Annotated in this window: 22 protein-coding genes; 9 read left to right on the top strand and 13 right to left on the bottom strand. The window is 72.2% G+C overall.

Features of this window, described 5'->3' with window-relative positions:
- Positions 1 to 10: 10 nt before the first annotated feature.
- The gene (locus U874_RS0109500; RefSeq protein ID WP_025134312.1) at positions 11 to 634 is read left to right on the top strand and encodes a CueP family metal-binding protein; all 624 of its coding nucleotides are present in this window, start codon (positions 11 to 13) and stop codon (positions 632 to 634) included.
- Here the strand turns inward: U874_RS0109500 and U874_RS0109495 are convergent.
- Complete coding sequence (locus U874_RS0109495; protein WP_025134311.1) at positions 631 to 1,530, bottom strand: LysR family transcriptional regulator; 900 nt, start codon at positions 1,528 to 1,530, stop codon at positions 631 to 633. The two genes, U874_RS0109500 and U874_RS0109495, sit on opposite strands and share 4 nt — an antisense overlap.
- 118 nt (positions 1,531 to 1,648) lie before the next feature.
- Between U874_RS0109495 and U874_RS0109490 the strand changes: the two genes are divergently transcribed.
- The 3 genes from U874_RS0109490 to U874_RS0109480 all read left to right on the top strand — a co-directional run bounded on the left by U874_RS0109490 (position 1,649) and on the right by U874_RS0109480 (position 3,915).
- Positions 1,649 to 2,242, top strand: coding sequence for an NADPH-dependent FMN reductase (locus U874_RS0109490; protein ID WP_025134310.1), 594 nt, complete (start codon positions 1,649 to 1,651; stop codon positions 2,240 to 2,242).
- A complete protein-coding gene (locus U874_RS0109485) occupies positions 2,239 to 3,195 on the top strand; it encodes an EamA family transporter (RefSeq protein WP_025134309.1) in 957 nt (318 codons plus the stop codon). Before U874_RS0109490 ends, U874_RS0109485 begins: the two co-directional genes overlap by 4 nt.
- Positions 3,196 to 3,312: 117 nt before the next feature.
- Positions 3,313 to 3,915: a PACE efflux transporter gene (locus U874_RS0109480; RefSeq protein ID WP_025134308.1), complete on the top strand. Its 603-nt coding sequence runs from the start codon at positions 3,313 to 3,315 to the stop codon at positions 3,913 to 3,915.
- Between the two features lie 163 nt (positions 3,916 to 4,078).
- Here U874_RS0109480 and U874_RS0109475 read toward each other — a convergent pair whose 3' ends face one another.
- From U874_RS0109475 to U874_RS0109445, 7 genes are all read right to left on the bottom strand, one after another.
- Positions 4,079 to 4,906 carry an SDR family oxidoreductase gene (locus U874_RS0109475; RefSeq protein WP_025134307.1) on the bottom strand — a complete coding sequence of 276 codons (828 nt, stop codon included), beginning with the start codon at positions 4,904 to 4,906 and terminating at the stop codon, positions 4,079 to 4,081.
- Positions 4,903 to 5,421: a MarR family winged helix-turn-helix transcriptional regulator gene (locus U874_RS0109470; protein ID WP_025134306.1), complete on the bottom strand. Its 519-nt coding sequence runs from the start codon at positions 5,419 to 5,421 to the stop codon at positions 4,903 to 4,905. The genes U874_RS0109475 and U874_RS0109470 overlap by 4 nt, the downstream gene beginning before the upstream one ends.
- 63 nt (positions 5,422 to 5,484) lie before the next feature.
- On the bottom strand, positions 5,485 to 5,796 hold the full coding sequence (locus U874_RS0109465) for a GNAT family N-acetyltransferase (protein WP_025134305.1): 312 nt from the start codon (positions 5,794 to 5,796) through the stop codon (positions 5,485 to 5,487).
- The gene (locus tag U874_RS0109460) at positions 5,789 to 6,913 is read right to left on the bottom strand and encodes a pirin family protein (RefSeq protein WP_025134304.1); all 1,125 of its coding nucleotides are present in this window, start codon (positions 6,911 to 6,913) and stop codon (positions 5,789 to 5,791) included. Before U874_RS0109460 ends, U874_RS0109465 begins: the two co-directional genes overlap by 8 nt.
- Before the next feature lie 124 nt (positions 6,914 to 7,037).
- Entirely contained in the window at positions 7,038 to 7,721 is a 684-nt protein-coding gene (locus U874_RS0109455; protein WP_025134303.1) for a 1-acyl-sn-glycerol-3-phosphate acyltransferase, read from the bottom strand.
- Positions 7,722 to 7,747: 26 nt separating this feature from the next.
- Complete coding sequence (locus U874_RS0109450; protein ID WP_025134302.1) at positions 7,748 to 8,203, bottom strand: NUDIX domain-containing protein; 456 nt, start codon at positions 8,201 to 8,203, stop codon at positions 7,748 to 7,750.
- A 20-nt stretch (positions 8,204 to 8,223) separates the two neighbouring features.
- Entirely contained in the window at positions 8,224 to 9,060 is an 837-nt protein-coding gene (locus tag U874_RS0109445) for a M15 family metallopeptidase (RefSeq protein ID WP_025134301.1), read from the bottom strand.
- 44 nt (positions 9,061 to 9,104) lie between these two features.
- Here U874_RS0109445 and U874_RS0109440 point away from each other — a divergent pair, with 44 nt between their 5' ends.
- Positions 9,105 to 10,409, top strand: a complete 1,305-nt coding sequence (locus U874_RS0109440; protein WP_025134300.1) for a CapA family protein — start codon at positions 9,105 to 9,107, stop codon at positions 10,407 to 10,409.
- A 91-nt stretch (positions 10,410 to 10,500) separates the two neighbouring features.
- Here U874_RS0109440 and U874_RS0109435 read toward each other — a convergent pair whose 3' ends face one another.
- A complete protein-coding gene (locus U874_RS0109435) occupies positions 10,501 to 11,361 on the bottom strand; it encodes a carbon-nitrogen family hydrolase (RefSeq protein WP_232755904.1) in 861 nt (286 codons plus the stop codon).
- Between the two features lie 116 nt (positions 11,362 to 11,477).
- Between U874_RS0109435 and U874_RS0109430 the strand changes: the two genes are divergently transcribed.
- The 3 genes from U874_RS0109430 (at position 11,478) to U874_RS0109420 (ending at position 13,864) form a co-directional block, all read left to right on the top strand.
- Entirely contained in the window at positions 11,478 to 12,911 is a 1,434-nt protein-coding gene (locus U874_RS0109430) for a glycosyltransferase (RefSeq protein WP_025134298.1), read from the top strand.
- The gene (locus U874_RS0109425; protein WP_029988114.1) at positions 12,908 to 13,201 is read left to right on the top strand and encodes a hypothetical protein; all 294 of its coding nucleotides are present in this window, start codon (positions 12,908 to 12,910) and stop codon (positions 13,199 to 13,201) included. Before U874_RS0109430 ends, U874_RS0109425 begins: the two co-directional genes overlap by 4 nt.
- Before the next feature lie 87 nt (positions 13,202 to 13,288).
- On the top strand, positions 13,289 to 13,864 hold the full coding sequence (locus U874_RS0109420) for an NUDIX hydrolase family protein (RefSeq protein WP_025134296.1): 576 nt from the start codon (positions 13,289 to 13,291) through the stop codon (positions 13,862 to 13,864).
- A gap of 248 nt (positions 13,865 to 14,112) precedes the next feature.
- Here U874_RS0109420 and U874_RS0109415 read toward each other — a convergent pair whose 3' ends face one another.
- The 4 genes from U874_RS0109415 to U874_RS0109400 form a co-directional block, all read right to left on the bottom strand.
- Entirely contained in the window at positions 14,113 to 14,565 is a 453-nt protein-coding gene (locus U874_RS0109415) for a SprT-like domain-containing protein (RefSeq protein ID WP_025134295.1), read from the bottom strand.
- Complete coding sequence (locus U874_RS0109410) at positions 14,558 to 15,412, bottom strand: spermidine synthase (protein ID WP_025134294.1); 855 nt, start codon at positions 15,410 to 15,412, stop codon at positions 14,558 to 14,560. The genes U874_RS0109415 and U874_RS0109410 overlap by 8 nt, the downstream gene beginning before the upstream one ends.
- Before the next feature lie 21 nt (positions 15,413 to 15,433).
- A complete protein-coding gene (locus U874_RS0109405) occupies positions 15,434 to 15,715 on the bottom strand; it encodes a glutaredoxin domain-containing protein (RefSeq protein WP_025134293.1) in 282 nt (93 codons plus the stop codon).
- A 115-nt stretch (positions 15,716 to 15,830) separates the two neighbouring features.
- Positions 15,831 to 16,517 (bottom strand): phosphatase PAP2 family protein, encoded by a 687-nt coding sequence (locus tag U874_RS0109400; RefSeq protein ID WP_025134292.1) that lies wholly within the window; start codon positions 16,515 to 16,517, stop codon positions 15,831 to 15,833.
- Between the two features lie 208 nt (positions 16,518 to 16,725).
- On the opposite strand from U874_RS0109400, the gene U874_RS0109395 reads away from it, so the two are divergent.
- Entirely contained in the window at positions 16,726 to 20,223 is a 3,498-nt protein-coding gene (locus tag U874_RS0109395) for a DNA-directed RNA polymerase subunit beta (protein ID WP_025134291.1), read from the top strand.
- Positions 20,224 to 20,230: the final 7 nt, after the last annotated feature.

The raw sequence follows: 20,230 nt of genomic DNA, 5'->3' as shown, positions 1-20,230 counted from the left end.
GATACGGGGTATGGGTATCTCAGCTGCGCCGCTGCGCGCCGTCCTCGCCGCATCCGCCGTCGCCGTCGCGCTCGTGCTCACGGGCTGCGCGCCCGCGGCAGACCCCGCGCTGGAATCCCCCTCGGGCGCGACCGCCGAGACCGGATCCGGCGCGCTCGCGGCGATCGCCGATCTCGGGCTCGACGCGGCGGATCCGGCCGCGCTCGTCGAGGGGCTCGACGCCCTTCCCGTCGCGGACCGGCCCGAGGGGCTCTCCGTCTCGGTCCTCCCGTCCGAGGTGCGGATCCAGCCCGAGCAGCCCGACGAGCTCGTCGTGCCGCTCGACGGCGACCGCTTCTACCTCTCGCTCGCGCCGTACCGCGAGCAGACCCACCCCTGCACCTTCCACGTGCCCACCTCCTGCCTGGGTGAGCTGCAGAACGCGGATATTCAGCTGCGCATCACGAATCCGGCGACCGGGGAGGTGCTCCTCGACGAGGCGCGCACCACCGCGGACAACGGCTTCACGGGCGTGTGGCTGCCGCGCGACGGCGAGTTCCTCGTCGAGGTCGCGTCCGGCGGCGACGCGGGATCGCAGCTCGTGCGCACGGGGGCCGAGGACCCCACCTGCCTCACGACGCTCCAGCTCTCTTAGGCGGATCCGCGCGCGTCCCCGTCGCGCTGCGCGAGGAGCAGCTCGCGGAAGCGCTCGGCCGCGGGGGAGGGATTGAAGGCGTCCCAGACGAGTACCTCGTGGCGGCTCGGGGCGGGCGTCACGGCGAAGCTCGCGATCCGGCCGGTCTCCCGCTCCGCGACGACCTCGGGGAGGAGGCCGACGGCGAGGCCTGCCTCGATCAGGCGCACGGAGGAGTCGAGCGCGCTGCTCTCGAACAGCACCTCCCGCTCGACTCCGGCGCGGGCAAACGCGCGGTCGCTCTGCTCGCGCGCGGGCGACCCCGCGGGGAAATCCACGAACGGCTCTTCGGCGAGCCGGGCGAGCCCCACCCTGCGGCGCCCCGCGAGCGGGTGCCCGGGGCCGACCGCGCCGACCAGAGGCTCCGCTCCGAGCAGCCGGGCCCCCACGTCGTCGGGAAGCGCGGGGTCGGGGAGGCCGAGCACCGCGACGTCGATGCGCCCCGCGCGAACGTGCGCGAGCAGGCGGTCGCTGTGGTGCGTGCGCAGCGTGATCCGCACGGCCGGGTGGCGCGCACGGAACGCCGCGAGCGCCGCGGGCACGTCGACGGTACCGGTCGTGGGGATCGTGCCGATCGTGAGCGTGCCGCGGATCTCCCCGGTCGCTGCGGCGCCGGCCGCGGCCGCCCGCGCCGCAGCGTCGACGGCCGCGGCCGCGTGGGGGAGGAACGCGGCGCCCGCCGGCGTGAGCGCGACGCGACGGCTTGTGCGCGCGAAGAGCGCATAGCCGAGCTCGCGCTCGAGGGCCGCGACCTGATGGCTGAGTGCCGACTGCACCACGTGGCACTGCTCCGCGGCCCGGGTGAAGTGCTTCGTCTCGGCGACCGCGAGCACGTAGCGGAGCTGCTGGAGTTCCATGCGATCAATCGTGATTCATGATCAATTCCATGTCAAGCATGTGTTGGACTGATTGCTGTGGCGCATTCGAGGATGGAAGCCGTCCCGGAACGACCGGGACAGAGACGGAGACCACACCATGCGCATCGGAACCCTGAGCGGCAGCCTCGCGAGCGATTCGATCAACTCCGCGCTGCTCGGCGCGATCGGCCACCTCGTGGGCGAGCGTGCCGAGCTCGTGCCCGTCCCGATCGACGCGCTGCCGCTCTACGGCCGCGACGCGGACGCGGGGCACCCGGCCAGCGCGCTGGCGTTCCGGGAGCTCGTCCGCGGGCTTGACGGGCTGATGATCGCGACGCCCGAGTACAACCGGGCGATCCCCGCCGCGCTCAAGAACGCCCTCGAATGGGGCTCGCGCCCCGCGGGGGAGAACGTCTTCGCCGGGCTCCCGGTCGGCATCGTCGGGGCTTCGCCCGGCGCGATCGGCACGGCCCTCGCCCAGCAGCAGCTCCGCTCGGGGCTCGCGTTCCTCGACGCGCCGACGCTCGGGCAGCCCGAGGTCACGCTGCAGTGGCGCGCGGAGATGCTCGACGCGGAGGGGCGGATCAGTAACGCGGGCACCCGGGCCTTCCTCGGCGGCTGGGCGGATCGTTTCCTCGCCCACGTGGCGATGCACGCGGCTGCGCGTGCCGCGGCCTCGGGGAAGGCGGCGGCGGCTGAGGTCGCGGCGTGAGCGTGGGGAGCGGCGGTGCGCCCGGGAGCGGTGGTGCGCCCGGGGGAGGGGGCGCGCCGGGGCTCGGCGGCGCGGCCCTCCTCACGGGGCTCGCGCCCGCGATCTGGGGCACGACCTACATCGTCACGACCGAGCTCCTTCCCGCGGGGCACCCGCTCTTCGCGTCCCTCGTGCGCGCGCTTCCGGCCGGGCTCGTGGTGCTCGCCTGCACGCGCGTGCTGCCGCGGGGTGCGTGGTGGTGGCGCTCGCTCGTGCTCGGGGCGCTGTTCATCGGGTGCTTCTTCCCGCTGCTCTTCGTCGCCGCCGAGCGCCTGCCCGGCGGCGTCGCGGCGACGGTGGGTGCGCTCCAGCCGATCATCGTGGCCGTGCTCGCCCGTGTGCTGCTCGGGGAGGCCCTCGCGCCCGCGCGGATCGCGTTCGGGCTCCTCGGTGTCGCGGGCGTCGCGCTGATCGCGCTCACCCCTTCGGCGCGGCTCGACCCGCTGGGGTTCGCGGCGGCGCTCGGCACGGCGGTGTCGCTCGCGCTCGGGCTGATCCTGGCGAAGCGCTGGGGGCGCCCGCCCGGGGTCGGGCCCGTCGCGTTCACCGGGTGGCAGCTCACCGCGGGTGGGCTCATGCTGCTCGCCCCGGCGCTCCTCCTCGAGGGCCTGCCTGCCGGGATCGATGCGCCGGCGCTCGGGGGCTACCTCTGGCTCGCGCTCTTCGGCGGCCTGATCTCGTACACGCTCTGGTTCGGCGGCCTGGCCCGGCTTCCCGTCGCTGCGGCATCGTTCCTCGGGCTGCTCTCGCCCGTCGTCGCGGTCTCGCTCGACGCGCTCGTGCTGCGCACGGAGTTCAGCCCCGGCCAAGTGCTGGGGCTCCTCCTCACTCTCGGGGCGCTGCTCGGAGGGCAACTGTCCGGCCGGGCGTCAGCGCCAGCGGCTCCGCGCACAGGCTTACTGAAAAGCTCGTGAGACCCATCTTTTGCAACTGAAACCGTTGTGATACTCTCATTGAGCTGCTGTATCCGTAGAAAATGCGAGTCTTCATTCGGGAGGCTCGGCGGGCAGCGGCCCTGATGGAGTGATACCGTGTCCGCCACCGGCCACACCCCGAGCGCTCTGGCGCCGACCCTGACCACCGTCTCCAGTACGATCGCCGAGGCCGTCGACGCGGCCGCGCAGCGCGTCGTCGACACCGCGACGATCCGCCTGGCGGATCCCGGGGACACCCGCCCCCTCCGCTTCTTCCAGGCCCGGCCCGTGCTGCGCCGCGTCGTCTTCGTCGCGGGCTACGAGGGGCTCAGCGTGCTCTTCACGGTCGTCGTGCTGAGCTCGCTGCTCGGGCACGGCGGGGGCCAATCGACGCTCACCGCGGTGCTGCTCTCGACCACCGCCACGATCTGGAACTACGTCTGGAATACCATCTTCGAGGCGGTCGAGCGCCGCACGGGCGCGACCGGTCGCGGCGTCGGTGCCCGCGCGCTCCACGCGATCGGCTACGAGGGCGGCGTGCTCGTCTTCACCGTGCCGCTCGTCATGTTCATGCTCGGCCTGGGGCTGATCGAGGCGCTCATGCTCGAGGGCGGTCTGCTCGTGTTCTTCCTCGTCTTCACGGTGGTCTACACCTGGGCGTTCGACCGGATCTTCGGGCTGCCCGCCTCGGCCGCCGGGGCCCGATCCTCCGGGGCCTGATCCTCCGGGGCGCGAGCCGCTGCGCACGACCGGGGCCCGGTCCATCCGCTGGTGCGGGCGGACCGGGCCCCGGTCGTCTGCTGCGCGCTGGCGCGCGGTGCTCTCGCGTTCGGTGGTCTCGCGCGCGGCGCTCAGGCGGGCGTCGCGAGTCGGCGACCGCGGGTCAGGACATCACGCGGGCGAACGTGTCCCGGATCCCCTGCTCGTTCCACGACCAGATGTCGTCGCCGCGGAGCACGGCGTCCGCGCCGCCGTCGCAGTAGATCGTCTGCCCGCAGCAGTGGGTGTTCTGCTCGGACGCGAGCCAGATGAGGAGGTTCGCGATGCTCTCGGGCGGCTGGTGCGAGTTGAGCGGCATCGGTACGGAGCGGTCGACGAGTGCGCGCCCCTCCTCGCTCGACAGCAGCTCGGCCGTCATCGGCGTGAGTACCGTTCCCGGCCCGACCGCGTTGAGCGGGATCCCGGCGCCGGCCCAGCGCGCCGTCGGCGCCTCCCGGCGCACCCAGCGGGAAATCGCCTGCTTCGACGCGGAGTAGATGAGGCTGCCCGAGCGCGGATCGGCCTCGAGCCCCTCCGCGATCGTGCGCGCCGCGGCCTCGTCGCCGCTGAGCAGCGCCGCGACGAGCTCGGGCGAGGTGGGCTGGAGAGAGGCGACCGACGAGACGAGGGCGACGCGCGGCGCGCTCGAGCGGGCGAGCGCGGGCCGCATGGCCTCGAGGAACTCGGTCATGCCGAAGAAGTTCACGGAGGCGGTGATCGCCTTCGGAGCGGCGAGTCCGGCGCAGGCAATGACCGCGTCCACGGTGCCGCCCGCGAGCTCGGTCGCTGAGGCCGCGGCGGCGGTGCGCCCCGCGGGGGTGGACAGGTCGCCCGAGACGTCGACGCCCTGGAGATCGACCCCGATGACGCGGTGGCCGGCGTCGCGCAGGATCTGCGCGGTGGTCTTGCCGATCCCGGATGCGGCTCCGGTGATCACGATGGTGCGGCTCATGAGTGTTCCTTTCCCTGGGGTGGTGCGGTGAGCAGCCCCGCTGCGAAGCGGGGGAGCAGGCTGAAGAATGCGCTGCGCTCGGTCTCGGGCCACTGCGCGGTCGCGGAGGCGATCATCGCGATGCCCGCGTCGAAGAGCACGCCGAAGGTCTCGCGGCCCCGGGCGGAGAGCGAGATCTCGACCGAGCGCCGATCCGAGGAGGCGCTGCGCTCGAGCAGCGCGTGCGCCTCGAGCCGGGAGAGGAGCTTCGATGTCGAGGGGCGGCTGAGCTGGAGCTCGTCGGCGATCCGGCTCGGGGTCGCGGAGCCGCCGGAGATGCCGAGCAGGTAGAGCGCCCGCACGGCGACGGGGTCGAGCGTGATCCCGCAGGCCGCTGCGACGAGGCGCTGGAAATCGGCGGAGGTCCAGTGCGAGATCAGGCGTGTGAGCGCGAGCAGCGCGGCCGCCGGTGCGGTGGCCTGATCGGCGTCCGCGGGTGCCTGCGCGGCGTCCGCGAGGGAGTATTCGGGGGCCATGCCACGCACTCTACGCCCAGTAGTTGCCCCAGGCAACTACTGGGCGCTGTGAATCCTCCGGGATCAGCCCTCGGCGCCCGCCGGCCATTCGACGGTGCCCGCGAAGTCGGGGTGGCGCCGGAGCCACGCGGCCACGAACGGGCAGTGCGGAATGATCGTGAGCCCCTCGGCCCGCGTCTGTTCGAGCGCGGCCGACACGAGCGTGCCCCCGAGTCCCCGGCCGCCGTACGCCGGATCGATCTCGGTGTGCGTGAAGTCGCGGCGCGTGCCGCCGGACCGGCTCCGGTACTCGGCGAAGCCCGCGAGTTCGCCGTCGACGGACACGGCGAAGCGCTGCCGCGCGGGGTCGTGGACGACCTGGATCTGATCACTCATCAGGGTGACTCCTTCGATTCGGTGTGGTGCGGTCCTGGCGTCGCGGCACGAGCCGCGTGATCGGGAGCGGCGGGGCCGGCAGTGGCGGTTCGGGCTCGTCGTCAGGCAGGCCGAAGCGCGCGGGATCCGCCGTGTGCGGGCGCTGCTGCGCGGCCGCGGGAAGCGCCGACGACGGCGCGAGCTCGGCCGGGTCCGCGACTCCGACGGCGGCGATCTGCGCCTGCCAGTCCGCCCGCGCCGCAGCGATCTCCGCGTGATCCCTGCCCATGAAGTTCCACCACATGATCAGGTCTTCGCCGAGCGGCTCGCCGCCGATGAGCAGCACGCGCGCGCCCTCGGGCCCCGCCGTGAGGCAGAGGGTCTCGGTGCCGAGCGGCGCGAAGCCGAGCTCGGCCGGTGCGATCCCGATGCTGCGCGCCTCTGCGCCGCCGCCGCGGGCGAGCGTGACCGCTCCCGCGTCGACGAGCACGGCGTGCTCGAACTCCGCGCGGACCCGGAGCGGCAGGAGCGCCCCTGGCTCGAGCCGGATCTCGGCCCCGACAAGGGGCGAGAACACCGGTACGGGCGAGCGCTCGCCGAGCAGCTCACCGAGGAAGACCTGCGCGGCCCAGCCGAGCCCGCGCCGCACGGGCGGCTCGTAGTGCGCGAAGTCCGGCGCGGTCGCTGCGGCGTCCGCGGGCAGCGCCACCCAGAGCTGGGCGCCGTGGAGCACGGTCGTCGCGGGCGTCGATCGCTCGGAGTGGCTGATCCCGCGCCCGGCGGTCATGAGGTTCAGCTCGCCCGGCCGCACGAACGCGTGGTGCCCCGCACTGTCGCGGTGCTCGATCTCGCCCGAGAACAGCCAGCTCACCGTCTGGAGCCCCGTGTGCGGGTGCGCCGCGACGTCCATGCCGCCGGTCGCCGAGACATCGTCGGGACCGTAGTGGTCGAGGAAGCACCACGCGCCGACGAAGGAGCGCGCCCGCTGGGGGAGCGTGCGCCGGACGCTCATGGCGCGCACCCCGCCGAGGGGCACATCGCGGGGTTCGATGATCCAGGGCGCCCGCTCATCCGGGTCCCCGTGCTCCGCTCGATCGGTGCACAGCTCGGCCTCGGGCAGCGCCTCGGGGTTGCTCATCGTCTCTCCTCCCGGAGCCGCGATCCCGGGCGGGATCGCCGGACGCCCCCAGTCTTGCACGCCCACCCGAACGCGCACAGGCCGGCGCGGGCGCCGGGAGCGAACAGCGCGGGATCTGGCCCGTTCAGCTCCCCGACTCGGGCACGGGCGCGTAGTCGTCCGAGCGCTCTTGCCCGCTCAGCTGCTGGATCGCGCGCATGATGCGCTCCGTCGCCTCCCGCCGTGCGCGGCCCGCGGGGAGTCCCGCGAGATCGCCGAGCCGAACGGGCGGGCCGAAACGCAGCTCGACGCGCGGGGGCCTGCCGCCGCCCGCCGGGCGCCTGCGGTCGGTGCCGATGAGGCCGACGGGCACCACGGTCGCTCCCGTTTCGAGCGCGAGCCAGGCCGCCCCGCCGCGACCCCGCGCCAGGCGGCCGTCCCGCGAGCGGCTCCCCTCCGGGAACACGGCGAAGACGCGGCCGGATGCGAGCACCTCGCGGCCGGCGTCGAGCGCGGCCTGGGCCGCACCGGACGCGCTGCGGTGCACCGGGATCGCGCCGATCCCGCGGAAGAACCAGCTCCCGAGGCGACTCTCGAAGAGCGAGGCCTTGGCGAGGAACTGCACGGGGCGCGGGGCGCTCGTGGGAATCAGGATCGTGTCGAGCCCGGAGAGGTGGTTGCTCGCGAGGAGCACCGCGCCCGTGCCGGGTACGTGCTCCCGCCCCGTGACGCGGGGACGGAAGCGGAGCCAGAGCAACGGACGCAGCACCGCGCGGCCGATCGTGAAGACCGGCCCGGGGCGGGCCCCGGTGGGCGCGGCACTCGGCATCGTGCGGGGCTCCTCAGCGCGCCCGCTCAGCGGCCGCGCGTCTCCCCGAGGAGCGCGGGGAAGACGAGCTCGGTGTTGAGCGGCGCGAGATCGTCGCGCGGGATCGCGGGATCCACCCACGCCACCTGCTCGATCTCGGCGCGGGGCGCCGCACCCGTGGCGCCGGGCACGAGGGGGTGGGCGAAGACGGTCGCCTCGACGATGTGCCCCGGCTCGTTCGCCGCCGCGGCGCGGAACACGCCGAGCGGTTCGAGCGCCGCACGGTCGAGCGCGAGCCCGAGCTCCTCCTCGCACTCCCGCACCGCGGTGTCGCGGGGATCCTCGCCCGGCTCGTGCTTGCCGCCCGGCAGCATGAGCGACGAGGTGCCGCGCTTGCGCACGTTCAGCACGCGGCCCTCCGCGTCGCGCAGCACGACCGCGCTGACACGGATCGTGCGCTCGTCGGCTGCGGGTGCGGGTGCGGGATCGGGGGCGGTGCTCATCCGTCGATGATATCCCCGGCTCAGTCGGCGTAGCCGGGGGCCGCTGGGAGTCCGAAGAACTCCTCGAGCGTCGTGACCCCCGTGCGGCGCATCTCCTCGGCGAGCTCCGGCCCCACGTAGCGGAAGTGCCACGGCTCCGGGGTGAACCCCGTGACCTCCTGCTTGCCCGCGGGATAGCGCACCACGAAGCCGTGCTCGGCCGCGTGCTCGGCGAGCCACGCGCCCGCCGGAGTCTCCCCGAAGCACGCGTCGAGGTAGCACGCGCCGAAGTCGTCGAGATCCACCGCGAGCCCCGTCTGGTGCTCGGAATAGCCGGGCCGGGCCGAGTAGGTGTCCGCCGCGGCCGCGCCGTCGCGCGCGACGTAGCGGTCGTAGAGCGCCACCTGCGTGGCGTAGTCGCGGTACGCGCTGATTACGCGCACCTCGTGGCCCGCCGCGCCCGCCGCCGCGATAAGCGTTTCCACGGCGCGCGCCGCGGGCTCGCGGAGCGGCTGCGCGAACTCGTTCTCCACCCCCTGCGGAGTCGAGAGGTCGGCCGGTGCGAAGTCGAGCGGCGCGAGCGGTCGGGTCTTGTTGCTCACCACCCAGATCGAGGCGGGGTCGTCGAGCGAGTGCGCGGCGCGATCGAAGGGGGGCTCCGCGGCGTCCGCCTCGGGCTCCGGATCCGGCCGGGTGCTCGGCGCGGGGGAGGTTGACCGGCCCGCGCCGGCCTCGGAACCCGAGCCCGCGCCGGACCCCGGGGCGGGCTCGTCCGCGCAGCCGGCGAGCGGCGCCGTGAGCGCGAGGGCGAGGCCGAGCGCGGCGACGGCTCTGCGGGGCCCACGGGCGGCGCGTGCGGTGGTCTGCGGCAGCGACATGGCCCTCAGCCTAGCCGCGCGCCGGCCACAGCTAGGCTGAGGACATGACGGATCGCAGAGACGACCACATCGAGCCGGACGCGACTGCGGGCCGTGCGCGCGCACGGCGCGAGCTCTCGCGGGGGCTCCGGCTCACGATCTGGACCGTCGTCGCGGCGCTCGTCCTCGCCGCGGGGACGGCCGTCGCCCTCGCGCTGCTCCCGAAGCGCGCCGCGGGCGACGCGGCCCGCCCCACGGCCACCTCCGCGCCGAAGCCGTCCCCGACGCCGAGCGCGGATCCCGCCCCCGCGGCTCCGGAGCCCGTGCACATGATCGCGATGGGCGACATGCTGCCCCACGACGCCGTGAACGCCGCGGCCGCCCTCCCCGGCGGCGGCGCCGACTACACCCAGTTCTTCTCCGGGATCTCCGCGCAGCTCGACGCCGCCGACGTGACGTTCTGCAACCAGGAGGTGCCGAGCGCCGGCGCCGAGTTCGGGATCAGCGGGTACCCCACGTTCAACGCGCCGACCAAGTTCGCGCGGGACCTGCGCGAGGGCGTCGGCTGCGACCTCGTCAACACGGCGACGAACCACGCCGCAGATCTCGGCACCGCGGGGATCGCGGCGACCCGCGCCGTGTGGGACGGGCTCGGGCCCGCCATCGTCGCCGGTGCGAACCGCTCCGCCGCCGAGCAGCGCGACGTGCGCGTCTTCGAGGCGGACGGCGTGCGCATCGCGCTCGTGGCGTTCGCGGAGTACTCGAACGCGCCGATCGACGGCGTTTCGCTCTCGATGATGTCGGACACGGCGCTCGTCACCGAGCTCGTGACGAACGCGCGCGAGCTCGCCGACGTCGTGGTGGTCTCCGCGCACTGGGGCACTGAGGACTCGCACGACGTGAACGACGCGCAGCGGGCCTTCGCCCAGCAGGTGGCCGACCTCGGCGCCGACGTGGTGCTCGGCACCGGGCCGCACGTGCTGCAGCCGGTGACCTGGCTCGATCGGGCCGACGGCGGGCGCACCCTCGTCTGGTACTCGCTCGGCAACATGCTGAACACGCAGCTCCAGCTGGATCAGCGCACGGGCGTGATCGCGGGCTTCGACCTCGTGCGCGACAGCGCCGACGGTCCCGTGCGGGTCGAGCGGCCGAGCGCGATCCTCACCTACATGCACTACGACTGGAGCGCCGAGCAGGAGGCCGCAGGAGACCTGATGGCGCGCACGAACCTGAGCATCACGCCGCTCGCGAGCGCCGATCCGCTCCTCGAACGCACGCGCTTCGGCACGACCGCCGCTGCGCAGCTGGCCGCGTCGCAGGCGATCCTCGGCCCTGAGGTGGAGATCCTGGAGCCCGCGGCGGCGGGGTGAGGCTGGCTGCGCGCGCCTGGCCTGGTGCGCCTGGCTGCACGTGCCTGGCCTGGTGCGCCTGGCGGGGTGCTCCGGCGGTGCTCCGGCGCTGCTACACGTCGCCGAGCGCGCGGTAGGCCGCGCGCTCGAGCCGATCGGCGAGCACCGGGAACTCCGCGCGCACCTCGGCCACCCGGTCCGGGTCGACGGTCACGATGCGCACCTCCTCCTCGGCGCCGCACTCGGCGACGATCCGCCCCGAGGGATCGATGATCCGGCTGCTGCCACCGAGCTCCACCTCGCCCTGCGTGCCGCACGCGTTCACCGCGACGACCCAGATCTGGTGCTCCACGGCCCGCGCCTGCGTGAGGAGACGCCAGTGCTCCCGGCGCGCCGCCGGCCACGCGGCTGGCACGATCGCCGCCTCCGCGCCGCGGTCGCTGAGCTCCTGCCAGAGTCCGGGGAAACGGAGGTCGTAGCAGGTGGTGCTCGCGGTCGCCCCGAGCGGGCCGGGCACGACGCTCAGCTCGGCCCCGGGAGTGAGCAGCTCGGCCTCCAAGGAGCGGTAGCCGAAGACGTGGATCTTGCGGTAGCGCTGAGCGATCCGGCCCGCCGCGTCGACGAGCACCGCCGTATTGTGGAGCGTCCCCGACGGATCCCGCTCGATGAAGCTCCCCAGGTGGATCGCCGCGCCGAGCTCGCGCGCCAGCTCCTGCGCCATCGTCACGGTCGGGCCGTCGAACGATTCGGCGAGCTCCGCGTAGCGCGCGAAGGCGAAGTAGCCCGCGCTCCACAGCTCGGGGAGCACGTAGAGATCCGCCCCCGGGTTGGCGCGGAGGAGCGCCGAGACCCGCGCGATGCGCGCTTCGCGACTTTCGCTGTCGGGGCTCGCGAGCTGCACGAGCGCGACCCGAATCCCGCCCGACCACTCGGCGTCGGGGCGGGCGGCGGAGAGCTTCGATCCGGAGGTCATGCCTCCACCCTAGCCATGCGTTCGCGCACCGCGCGGTGCGTCGAAGCGATCCCGTCTCGGATCCTGGAATACTGCTCAGAGCAGCACGGCGCTGCGCGGGGACGAATGGGGAACACATGCGGGGACGCTGGTTTCAACGCGGAGTCGGGATCGTCGTCCTCCTCCTGGTGATCGGGGCGGCCGCGCTGCTGCTCTTCGTGGTCGCGGCCACCGAACCGCCCCCGCTCTGGGCCCCCGCGCACGCGACGCTCGCCGGCGTCTGGACGGTGCTCTACAACTCGCAGCTGCCCTCCACCACGGTGCTCCTCACAGCGGTAGCCGTCGCGCTCCTCGTCGGCGCGGGCATCGCGGTCGTCGAGCGGATCGTCACGAACCGCTATCGGCGCAGTCCCGCGACGGTGCAGCGCCGCACCCTCACCCCGCGCCGCATCATGGAGGAGACCCGCGGGGTGTTCCACGGCCCCGTGACCGTCACCGTGCTGATCCCCGCCCACAACGAGGAGGCCGCGCTCCCGGCGGCCCTCGCCTCCCTCGCCGAGCAGACCCGGCGCCCGGACCGGATCCTCGTCGTCGCGGACAACTGCACCGACCGCACGGTCGAGGTGGCCCGCGCCGCAGGCGCCGCCGTCATGGAGACGGTCGACAACCGGCACAAGAAGGCCGGCGGGCTGAACCAGGCCCTCCGCGATGTGCTCCCCGACCTCGGTCCCAACGACACCGTCATGGTGATGGACGCGGACACGGGTCTCGGCCCGCGCTTCCTGGAGACCGCGGTGGCCCGCTTCGAGTCCGACCGCGCGCTCATGGCCGTCGGCGGTCTCTTTCACGGCGAGGACGGCCACGGACTCATCGGCCAGTTCCAGCGCGATGAGTACACGCGCTACGCCCGGCAGATCGAGCGTCGGCAGGGGCGCCCCTTCGTGCTCACGGGCACCGCCACCGTGTTCCGCGCCCAGGCGCTCCGCGCTGTGGCGGCGAGCCGCGGCACCGAGCTCCCCGGAATCGCCGGCGACGTGTACGACACGATCGCGCTCACCGAGGACAACGAGCTCACGATCGCGCTCAAGTCGCTCGGCGCCCTCATGACCTCGCCGAGCGAGTGCACCGTGACCACCGAGCTCATGCCGAGCTGGCGCATGCTCTGGGCGCAGCGCCTGCGCTGGCAGCGCGGCGCACTCGAGAACCTCGGCGCCTACGGCCTCACCCCGGTCACGTTCCGCTACTGGGCGCAGCAGCTCGGGATCGGGTACAGCACGATCGCGCTGTCGAGCTACCTGATCCTCATGGTCATCATGGTGCTCGCCGTCGACACCTGGGTGTGGTTCCCGTTCTGGCTCGGCGTCGGCGCGCTGTTCGTGCTCGAGCGGGTGGTCACCGTCTGGGAGGGCGGGTGGCGCGCGCGCCTGCTCGCGCTCACGGTGTTCCCGGAGCTCGCCTACTCGCTCTTCCTCAACATCGTGTTCCTTCAGGGGATCATCGACATCAGCCTGGGGCGGCAGGGATCCTGGAAGCACCTGCCCAGCACGGAGACGCAGGAGGCGGGCGCATGATCGAGCTGATTGCCGCGGGCGCGGCGCTTCCGGCGTCCGGGGATGCGGCGCTGTTCGCTCCGGCGCTCGCCGCAGGCGCTTTCCGCGGCGGGATCCTTCTCGAACAGTCGGTGCTCTCGTCCACCTGGTTCACGGTGTTCGCCACCTTCGTCGCGATCAATACGCTCGGCTACGTGGCGATCACGATCGCGAAGGTGCTCCCGCTCCCGCGGCTGCGACGCCGCAACGGACGCAACCGCCGCGCGGAGACCCGGGGGATCTTCCCCGAGGAGCCCGCGGGCCGCGACTGAGCCTTTTGAGCGGCGCGCAGTTTCGCCTGCAGCGACAGTGCGTCCGCGATCCGGTGAAAACCGGGGTGCGTGCGGCACAATGGCAGCATGAGCATCGACACCGCCGAACTACCGGAACCCGAGGGCCCCGAGGATCGCCCGGCTCCGGCGGGCAACCCGGGCTGGCTGAGCGATGACGAGCTCGACTTCGTGCGGGGCCGCCTGCCGATCGTCTACGTCGAGGCGGTGCCGGTGCGGCTCGACGGGCTCGGCCAGGTCTCCGAGGTCGGCCTGCTCCTGCGCAGCACCCCGGACGGCGTGATGACGCGTGCGTTCGTCTCGGGCCGCGTGCGCTTCGGTGAGCCGCTGCGCGAGGCGCTCTTCCGCCACCTCGAGGACGACCTCGGGCCGATGGCTTTCCCGCAGATGCCGACCGCCCTCGTGCCGGTGCAGGTCGCGGAGTACTTCCCGATGCCGGGCATTTCGGCGTTCGTCGACGAGCGGCAGCACGCGGTCTCGCTCGTCTACGTGGTCCCGGTGACGGGCACCTGCAACCCCCGTCAGGACGCCCTCGAGGTCACCTGGATGGCCCCGGAGGAGGCGCTGTCGCCGGATACGCTCGCCGAGCTCGGCGGCGGTCGGGGCGCGCTGCTGCGACAGGCCCTCGCCAGCGTCGGCTGCTAGCTCCGCGGAGGGTGCTGCGCCGCCCGTCCCCTGAGCGCCGCGCTCTCGTTCTCTCTGTTCTCGGAGAAATCGCGGATCTCGGATGCTGCCCCCGCAGAATCTCCGATATTTGAGATTTCTCCGAGAACAGAGAGAACAGCGGGGGAGCGTGGGCAGAAGCGAGGGCGCGGGGAGCGCGGGCGCACGCACCCGCAGTCGCCCAGAGGAGCGGTGAGGCTCGGCGGCGACCGCGACCGCGACCGCGGCCGCTAGGCCCGGCGGCGCCAGGCGATGATGTGCGCGGGGGAGAAGCCCCTGCTGCACTTTCCGCAGGAGGTCTGCCGCGTCGGGCGGCGGAAGCGGTAGTGCTCATGGCCGCCCGGGCAGCGCCCCACCCACGGGGCTCGCTCGTGCGCGATCTCGCCGTCGTGCGTGCGCCCGCCCACGTAGCCCAGCTCGGCGGCGATGCGGCGCCAGCTCGCGCCGTGGCCCGCCTCGGGGCCCGCGAGCGCGTGCGCCACCTCGTGGAGGAGGACCTGGTGGATCTCATCGTCGTCGAACTTCGCCGCCAGGTAGCGCGAGACCGTGATGCGGTGGTCGGTGAAGTTGCACTGCCCGGCCCGGCGCTTCGCGTGATCGAAATCGAACGACCACACCGCGGGATCGAGATGTGCGGCGATGAGGGCCTCCGCCCACACCCGCACGCGCGGCAGCTCAGCCACGCTCGAACAGCTCCCGCGCGGGCAGCGGGGAGGCGACGGCGGTCGCGTCGGTGACGGGGCGGGCGCCGCGCGTGAGGTCACTGAACTCGGCGCCCACGAGCATGCGCGCCGGGTGGGGGCCGCCCGCGAGCAGCCGGGGCAGCCAGTCGAGCGCCTCGAGGTCCGTGTCCGAGGCGACGAACACGACGTTGCCGAAGCGGCGGCCCTTCAGCACCTGCGGTTCGGCGATCGCCGCGACCGAGGTGAACAGCCCCGCGAGCGTCGCCGCCTGGCCGCGCACGAAGGGGAGCCCCGCGCCGTCGGCCGCGTTCACCACGACGAGCCCGCCGGGGGCGAGGAGCGGGCGGATCAGCTCGTAAAACTCGACGCTCGACACGTGGGCCGGGGTCTGCGCCCCCGCGAAGATGTCGACGACCACGAGGTCCATCGCGCCGCGCATCCCGTCGGGCAGCTTGCCGAGCACCTCGCGCGCATCCCCGCGACGGACGCGGATGCTCGCCCGCTTCGGGAGCGGAGCGGCCTCCCGCACGAGGTCGACCAGGGCGCCCTCGAGCTCGACGACCTGCTGACGGCTGCCGGGGCGGGTCGCCTCGACGTAGCGCGGCAGCGTGAACGCGCCGCCGCCCAGGTGCAGCGCGGAGATGGGCGCCCCGGGCGTGCGGAAGAGGTCGATCACGTGGCCGATGCGCCGGATGTACTCGAAGAACAGCTCGCTCGGGTCGGCGAGGTTGACGTGCGACTGCGGGGTGCCGTCAACGACGAGCTGGACGGCGCCGGGCACCCAGCGGTCCTCCTCCACCTCGGCGCTCAGGCCGGAGGAGAGGGTGATGGGGTCGGGGAGGTTCATCGCTGCGCTGCTCGATCCGGATCAGGCCCGCCCCAGCCCCAGCTCGTCGATCTTGCGCTGCAGATCCGCGTTTGACGGCTCGACCTGGTGGCTGGCATCCGGGTACAGGATGACGGGGATGTTGGTGCGGCCACTGATGTCCTTCGCGACATCCGCGGCAGCCGGATCCTGCACGAGGTCGACGTAGCGGTACTCGACGCCCGCGCGGTCGAAGATCATCTTCGCGCGGCGGCAGTCGCCGCACCAGTCGGCCCCGAACATGACGGTCTCGTTCGGTGCTGCGGTTTCGTTCTGCTCGCTCATGCCGTCATCCTACGCGCGGGCACGGTCGAGCAGCGGGCATTCCGCGGCGGGCGTAGCGAACGGTGGAGAACTCGCACGGATCACCCCGAGGAGCGGGGTGTGGACGGGCGGGCCCCTACGAACGACGTGCCGACGTGCGGGGCGCCGCCGGTACGTTGCGGAACCACAGCCAGCGGGTGAGGAGTGCCACGCAGGCGCCGAGCAGGCCGCCCGCGAGCACGTCGCTCAGCCAGTGCGCGTGCAGCGCCGTGCGGCTCCACATCATGAGGAGCGGCCACGCGATCGCGAGCGCCCACACCCACCGCCGGGTCGCGCGGCCGGCCGTGGGCACCGCGGCGACGACGAGGGCGAGCGAGACGGCGAGCGTCGCGGCGCCAAGCGAGTGGCCCGACGGGTAGGAGCTCCCGTGCACTGGGTAGAGCTGATCCCACGGGCGCGGGCGGAGCACGAACGCCTTGAGCGCCTCCGAGGCGAGCACGCCGAGCAGCATCGCGCTCGCGACGGCCGCAGCATCGCGCACCCGGCGGATCGCGAGCAGGAACGCCGCGGCGATCGCGGCGCACGCGGCGGCGCCGAGCCCGCCCCCGATCTCCGCGAAGAAGACGGCGACGGCGTAGGGGGCGGAGCCGCGGGAGACCCCCGCGACGCCGTGCCACCAGACGTCGATCCCGAACGGGCTGCCGACGGTGAATCGGAAGAAGACGCCGAGCCCGACGACCGCGACGATCCCGACGACCGCCCAGGGCACGAGCGCCCGCAGGCGATCGCCGCGGGCGGGGGGAGCAGTGGGATGGGAGCGCATGCCGATACCCTAGAGGGTTGCCGCTGGACAGAGCGTCAGGATCCTGTTATTCTCGATAGTTGCACTTCGGACACTAGTGTGCCTGCATATGGCGGTGGGCCCCGGGAGCTGGCGCGTGAGCGCAGATGAGCCCCGATCGTGTTTCGTTACATGCAATTCTCGCAAGACCAGGTCAACCGGCCCGACGGGGCCCACGGAGGTAGTTTCCTTGGCTGCTGCGCGCAACGCATCGTCATCCACCCAACCGAAGAACGGTCGCGCTCACCAGCGCCTGTCCTTCGCCAAGATTTCCGACACGCTGTCGGTGCCCAACCTGCTGGCACTGCAGCTCGAGAGCTTCGACTGGCTCGTCGGCAACGATGTCTGGAAGGAGCGCGTCGCCGAAGCCCAGGCCGAGGGTCGCGACGACATCGCACTGAAGAGCGGTCTGGAGGAGATCTTCGACGAGATCTCCCCGATCGAGGACAACGCCGGCACCATGCAGCTGTCCTTCGAGAACCCGATCCTCGACGAGCAGAAGTTCACGATCGAGGAGTGCAAGGAGCGCGGCAAGACGTACGCGGCTCCCCTCTACGTCGAGGCGGCGTTCTACAACACCGAGACGCAGGTGCTGAAGAGCCAGACGGTCTACATGGGCGATTTCCCCATCATGACCGACAAGGGCACCTTCATCATCAACGGCACCGAGCGCGTCATCGTCTCGCAGCTCGTCCGCAGCCCCGGCGTCTACTTCGACCGCACGCAGGAGAAGACCTCCGATAAGGACGTCTTCACCGCTCGCGTGATCCCGAGCCGCGGTGCGTGGCTCGAGTTCGAGGTCGACAAGCGCGACCAGGTGGGCGTGCGCATCGACCGCAAGCGCAAGCAGTCGGTCACCGTCTTCCTCAAGGCGCTCGGCATGACGAGCGAGGAGATCCTCGAGGAGTTCGCCGGCTACGAGTCGATCGCGCTCACGCTCGAGAAGGACGGCATCCTCACGCAGGAGGAGGCCCTCAAGGACATCTACCGCAAGCAGCGTCCGGGCGAGCAGGTGGCGATCGAGGCCGCGCGTGCGCTCCTCGACAACAGCTACTTCAACCCGAAGCGCTACGACCTCGCGAAGGTCGGCCGCTACAAGATCAACCGCAAGCTCGGGATCGACGCGCCCATCACCGATTCGGTGCTCTCCCTCGAGGACATCGTCTCGACGATCAAGTACCTCGTCGGCCTGCACGCTGGTACCGAGACGCTCCCCGGCGTCCGCGACGGCGAGGTCATCGACGTCCGCCTCGACACCGACGACATCGATCACTTCGGCAACCGCCGCATCCGCGCGGTCGGCGAGCTGATCCAGAACCAGGTCCGCACGGGCCTGAGCCGCATGGAGCGCGTCGTCCGCGAGCGCATGACCACGCAGGACATCGAGGCGATCACGCCGAACACCCTGATCAACACGCGTCCCGTGCTGGCCGCGATCAAGGAGTTCTTCGGCACCTCGCAGCTGTCGCAGTTCATGGATCAGAACAACCCGCTCGCGGGCCTGACCAACAAGCGCCGTCTCTCGGCACTCGGCCCGGGCGGTCTCTCGCGTGACCGTGCAGGCGTCGAGGTGCGAGACGTGCACCCCTCGCACTACGGCCGCATGTGCCCCATCGAGACCCCGGAAGGCCCGAACATCGGCCTGATCGGCGCCCTCGCGACGTTCGCGCGCATCAACGCGTTCGGCTTCATCGAGACGCCGTACCGCCGCGTGCTGGAGGGCAAGGTCACCGATCAGGTCGACTACCTCACCGCGCACGAGGAGGACGAGTACCTCATCGCGCAGGCCGGCGCCCCGCTGACCGCTGACGGCAAGTTCTCGGAGAAGCAGGTGCTCGCGCGCCCCCGCGGCTCCGAGGTGGTCCTCGTCGACGCCGAGCGCGTCGACTACATGGACGTCTCGCCGCGCCAGATGGTGTCGGTCGCGACCTCGCTGATCCCCTTCCTCGAGCACGACGATGCGAACCGCGCACTCATGGGCGCCAACATGCAGCGTCAGGCCGTGCCGCTCGTCCGCTCCGAGTCGCCCGTCGTGGGCACCGGTATGGAGGGCTACGCCGCGATCGACGCCGGTGACGTGGTCACCGCCGCGAAGTCCGGTGTCGTGGCCGACGTCTCGGCCGACGTCGTCACCATCCAGGAGGACGAGGGCGGCACGAAGAGCTACTTCATGCGCAAGTTCGACCGCTCGAACCAGGGCACGAACTACAACCACCGCGTCATCGTGAAGGCGGGCGAGCGGATCGAGGCCGGCGAGGTCATCGCCGACGGTCCCGCGACGGAGAACGGCGAGCTCGCGCTCGGCAAGAACCTCCTCGTCGCCTTCATGTCCTGGGAGGGTCACAACTTCGAGGACGCGATCATCCTGAGCCAGAACCTGGTGAAGGACGACACGCTCTCGTCGATCCACATCGAGGAGTACGACGTCGACGCCCGCGACACCAAGCTCGGCAAGGAGGAGATCACCCGTGACCTCCCCAACGCCAGCATGGAGGCGCTGAAGGATCTCGACGAGCGCGGCATCATCCGCATCGGCGCCGAGGTTGCGCCCGGCGACATTCTCGTCGGCAAGGTCACGCCGAAGGGCGAGACCGAGCTCTCGGCCGAGGAGCGTCTGCTCCGCGCGATCTTCAACGAGAAGAGCCGCGAGGTGCGCGACACGTCGCTGAAGGTGCCGCACGGCGTCTCCGGCACGGTCACGTCCGTGAAGGTCTTCGACGCGGAGAACGACAACGACGACGAGCTCGGCTCGGGCGTCAACCAGCGCGTGGTCGTGTACATCGCCCAGAAGCGCAAGATCACCGAGGGCGACAAGCTCGCCGGCCGTCACGGCAACAAGGGCGTCATCTCGAAGATCCTCCCGGTCGAGGACATGCCGTTCCTCGCGGACGGTACCCCGGTCGACGTGATCCTGAACCCGCTCGGCATCCCGGGCCGAATGAACTTCGGCCAGGTGCTCGAGATCCACCTCGGGTGGATCGCGAAGCAGGGCTGGAAGGTCGAGGGCAACCCCGAGTGGGCCGCGAAGCTCTCGCAGGCCGCGCTCGAGGCCGCGCCCAACACGAAGGTCGCGACCCCCGTGTTCGACGGTGCCTCCGAGGCGGAGATCGCCGGTCTCCTCGACTCGACCCTCGAGACCCGCGACGGCGAGCGCCTGATCGGTTCGAGCGGTAAGACCCGCCTGTTCGACGGTCGCTCGGGCGAGCCGTACCCGTACCCGATCTCGGTCGGCTACATGTACATCCTGAAGCTGCACCACCTGGTCGACGACAAGATCCACGCGCGTTCGACGGGCCCCTACTCGATGATCACCCAGCAGCCGCTCGGCGGTAAGGCCCAGTTCGGCGGCCAGCGCTTCGGTGAGATGGAGGTGTGGGCGCTCGAGGCCTACGGCGCCGCGTACGCGCTGCAGGAGCTCCTCACGGTCAAGTCCGACGACATCCTCGGCCGCGTCAAGGTCTACGAGGCGATCGTCCGCGGTGAGAACATTCCGGAGCCGGGCGTGCCCGAGTCCTTCCGAGTGCTCATGAAGGAGATGCAGTCGCTCTGCCTGAACGTCGAGGTGCTCGGGGCCGACGGCAACGCCGTCAACCTGCGCGACAACGACGACGAGGCCCACCGTACGGCGGAAGAGCTGGGTATCAATCTGTCCAGCCGCTTCGAGACCTCGTCGGTTGACGAGATCTAAGCCGGAC

The sequence above is a fragment of the Leucobacter sp. PH1c genome (assembly GCF_000633415.1).
GTDB lineage: Bacteria > Actinomycetota > Actinomycetes > Actinomycetales > Microbacteriaceae > Leucobacter.
Note: the sequence above shows the minus strand (reverse complement) of the source record. Positions and strands in the feature narration are given on the sequence as shown.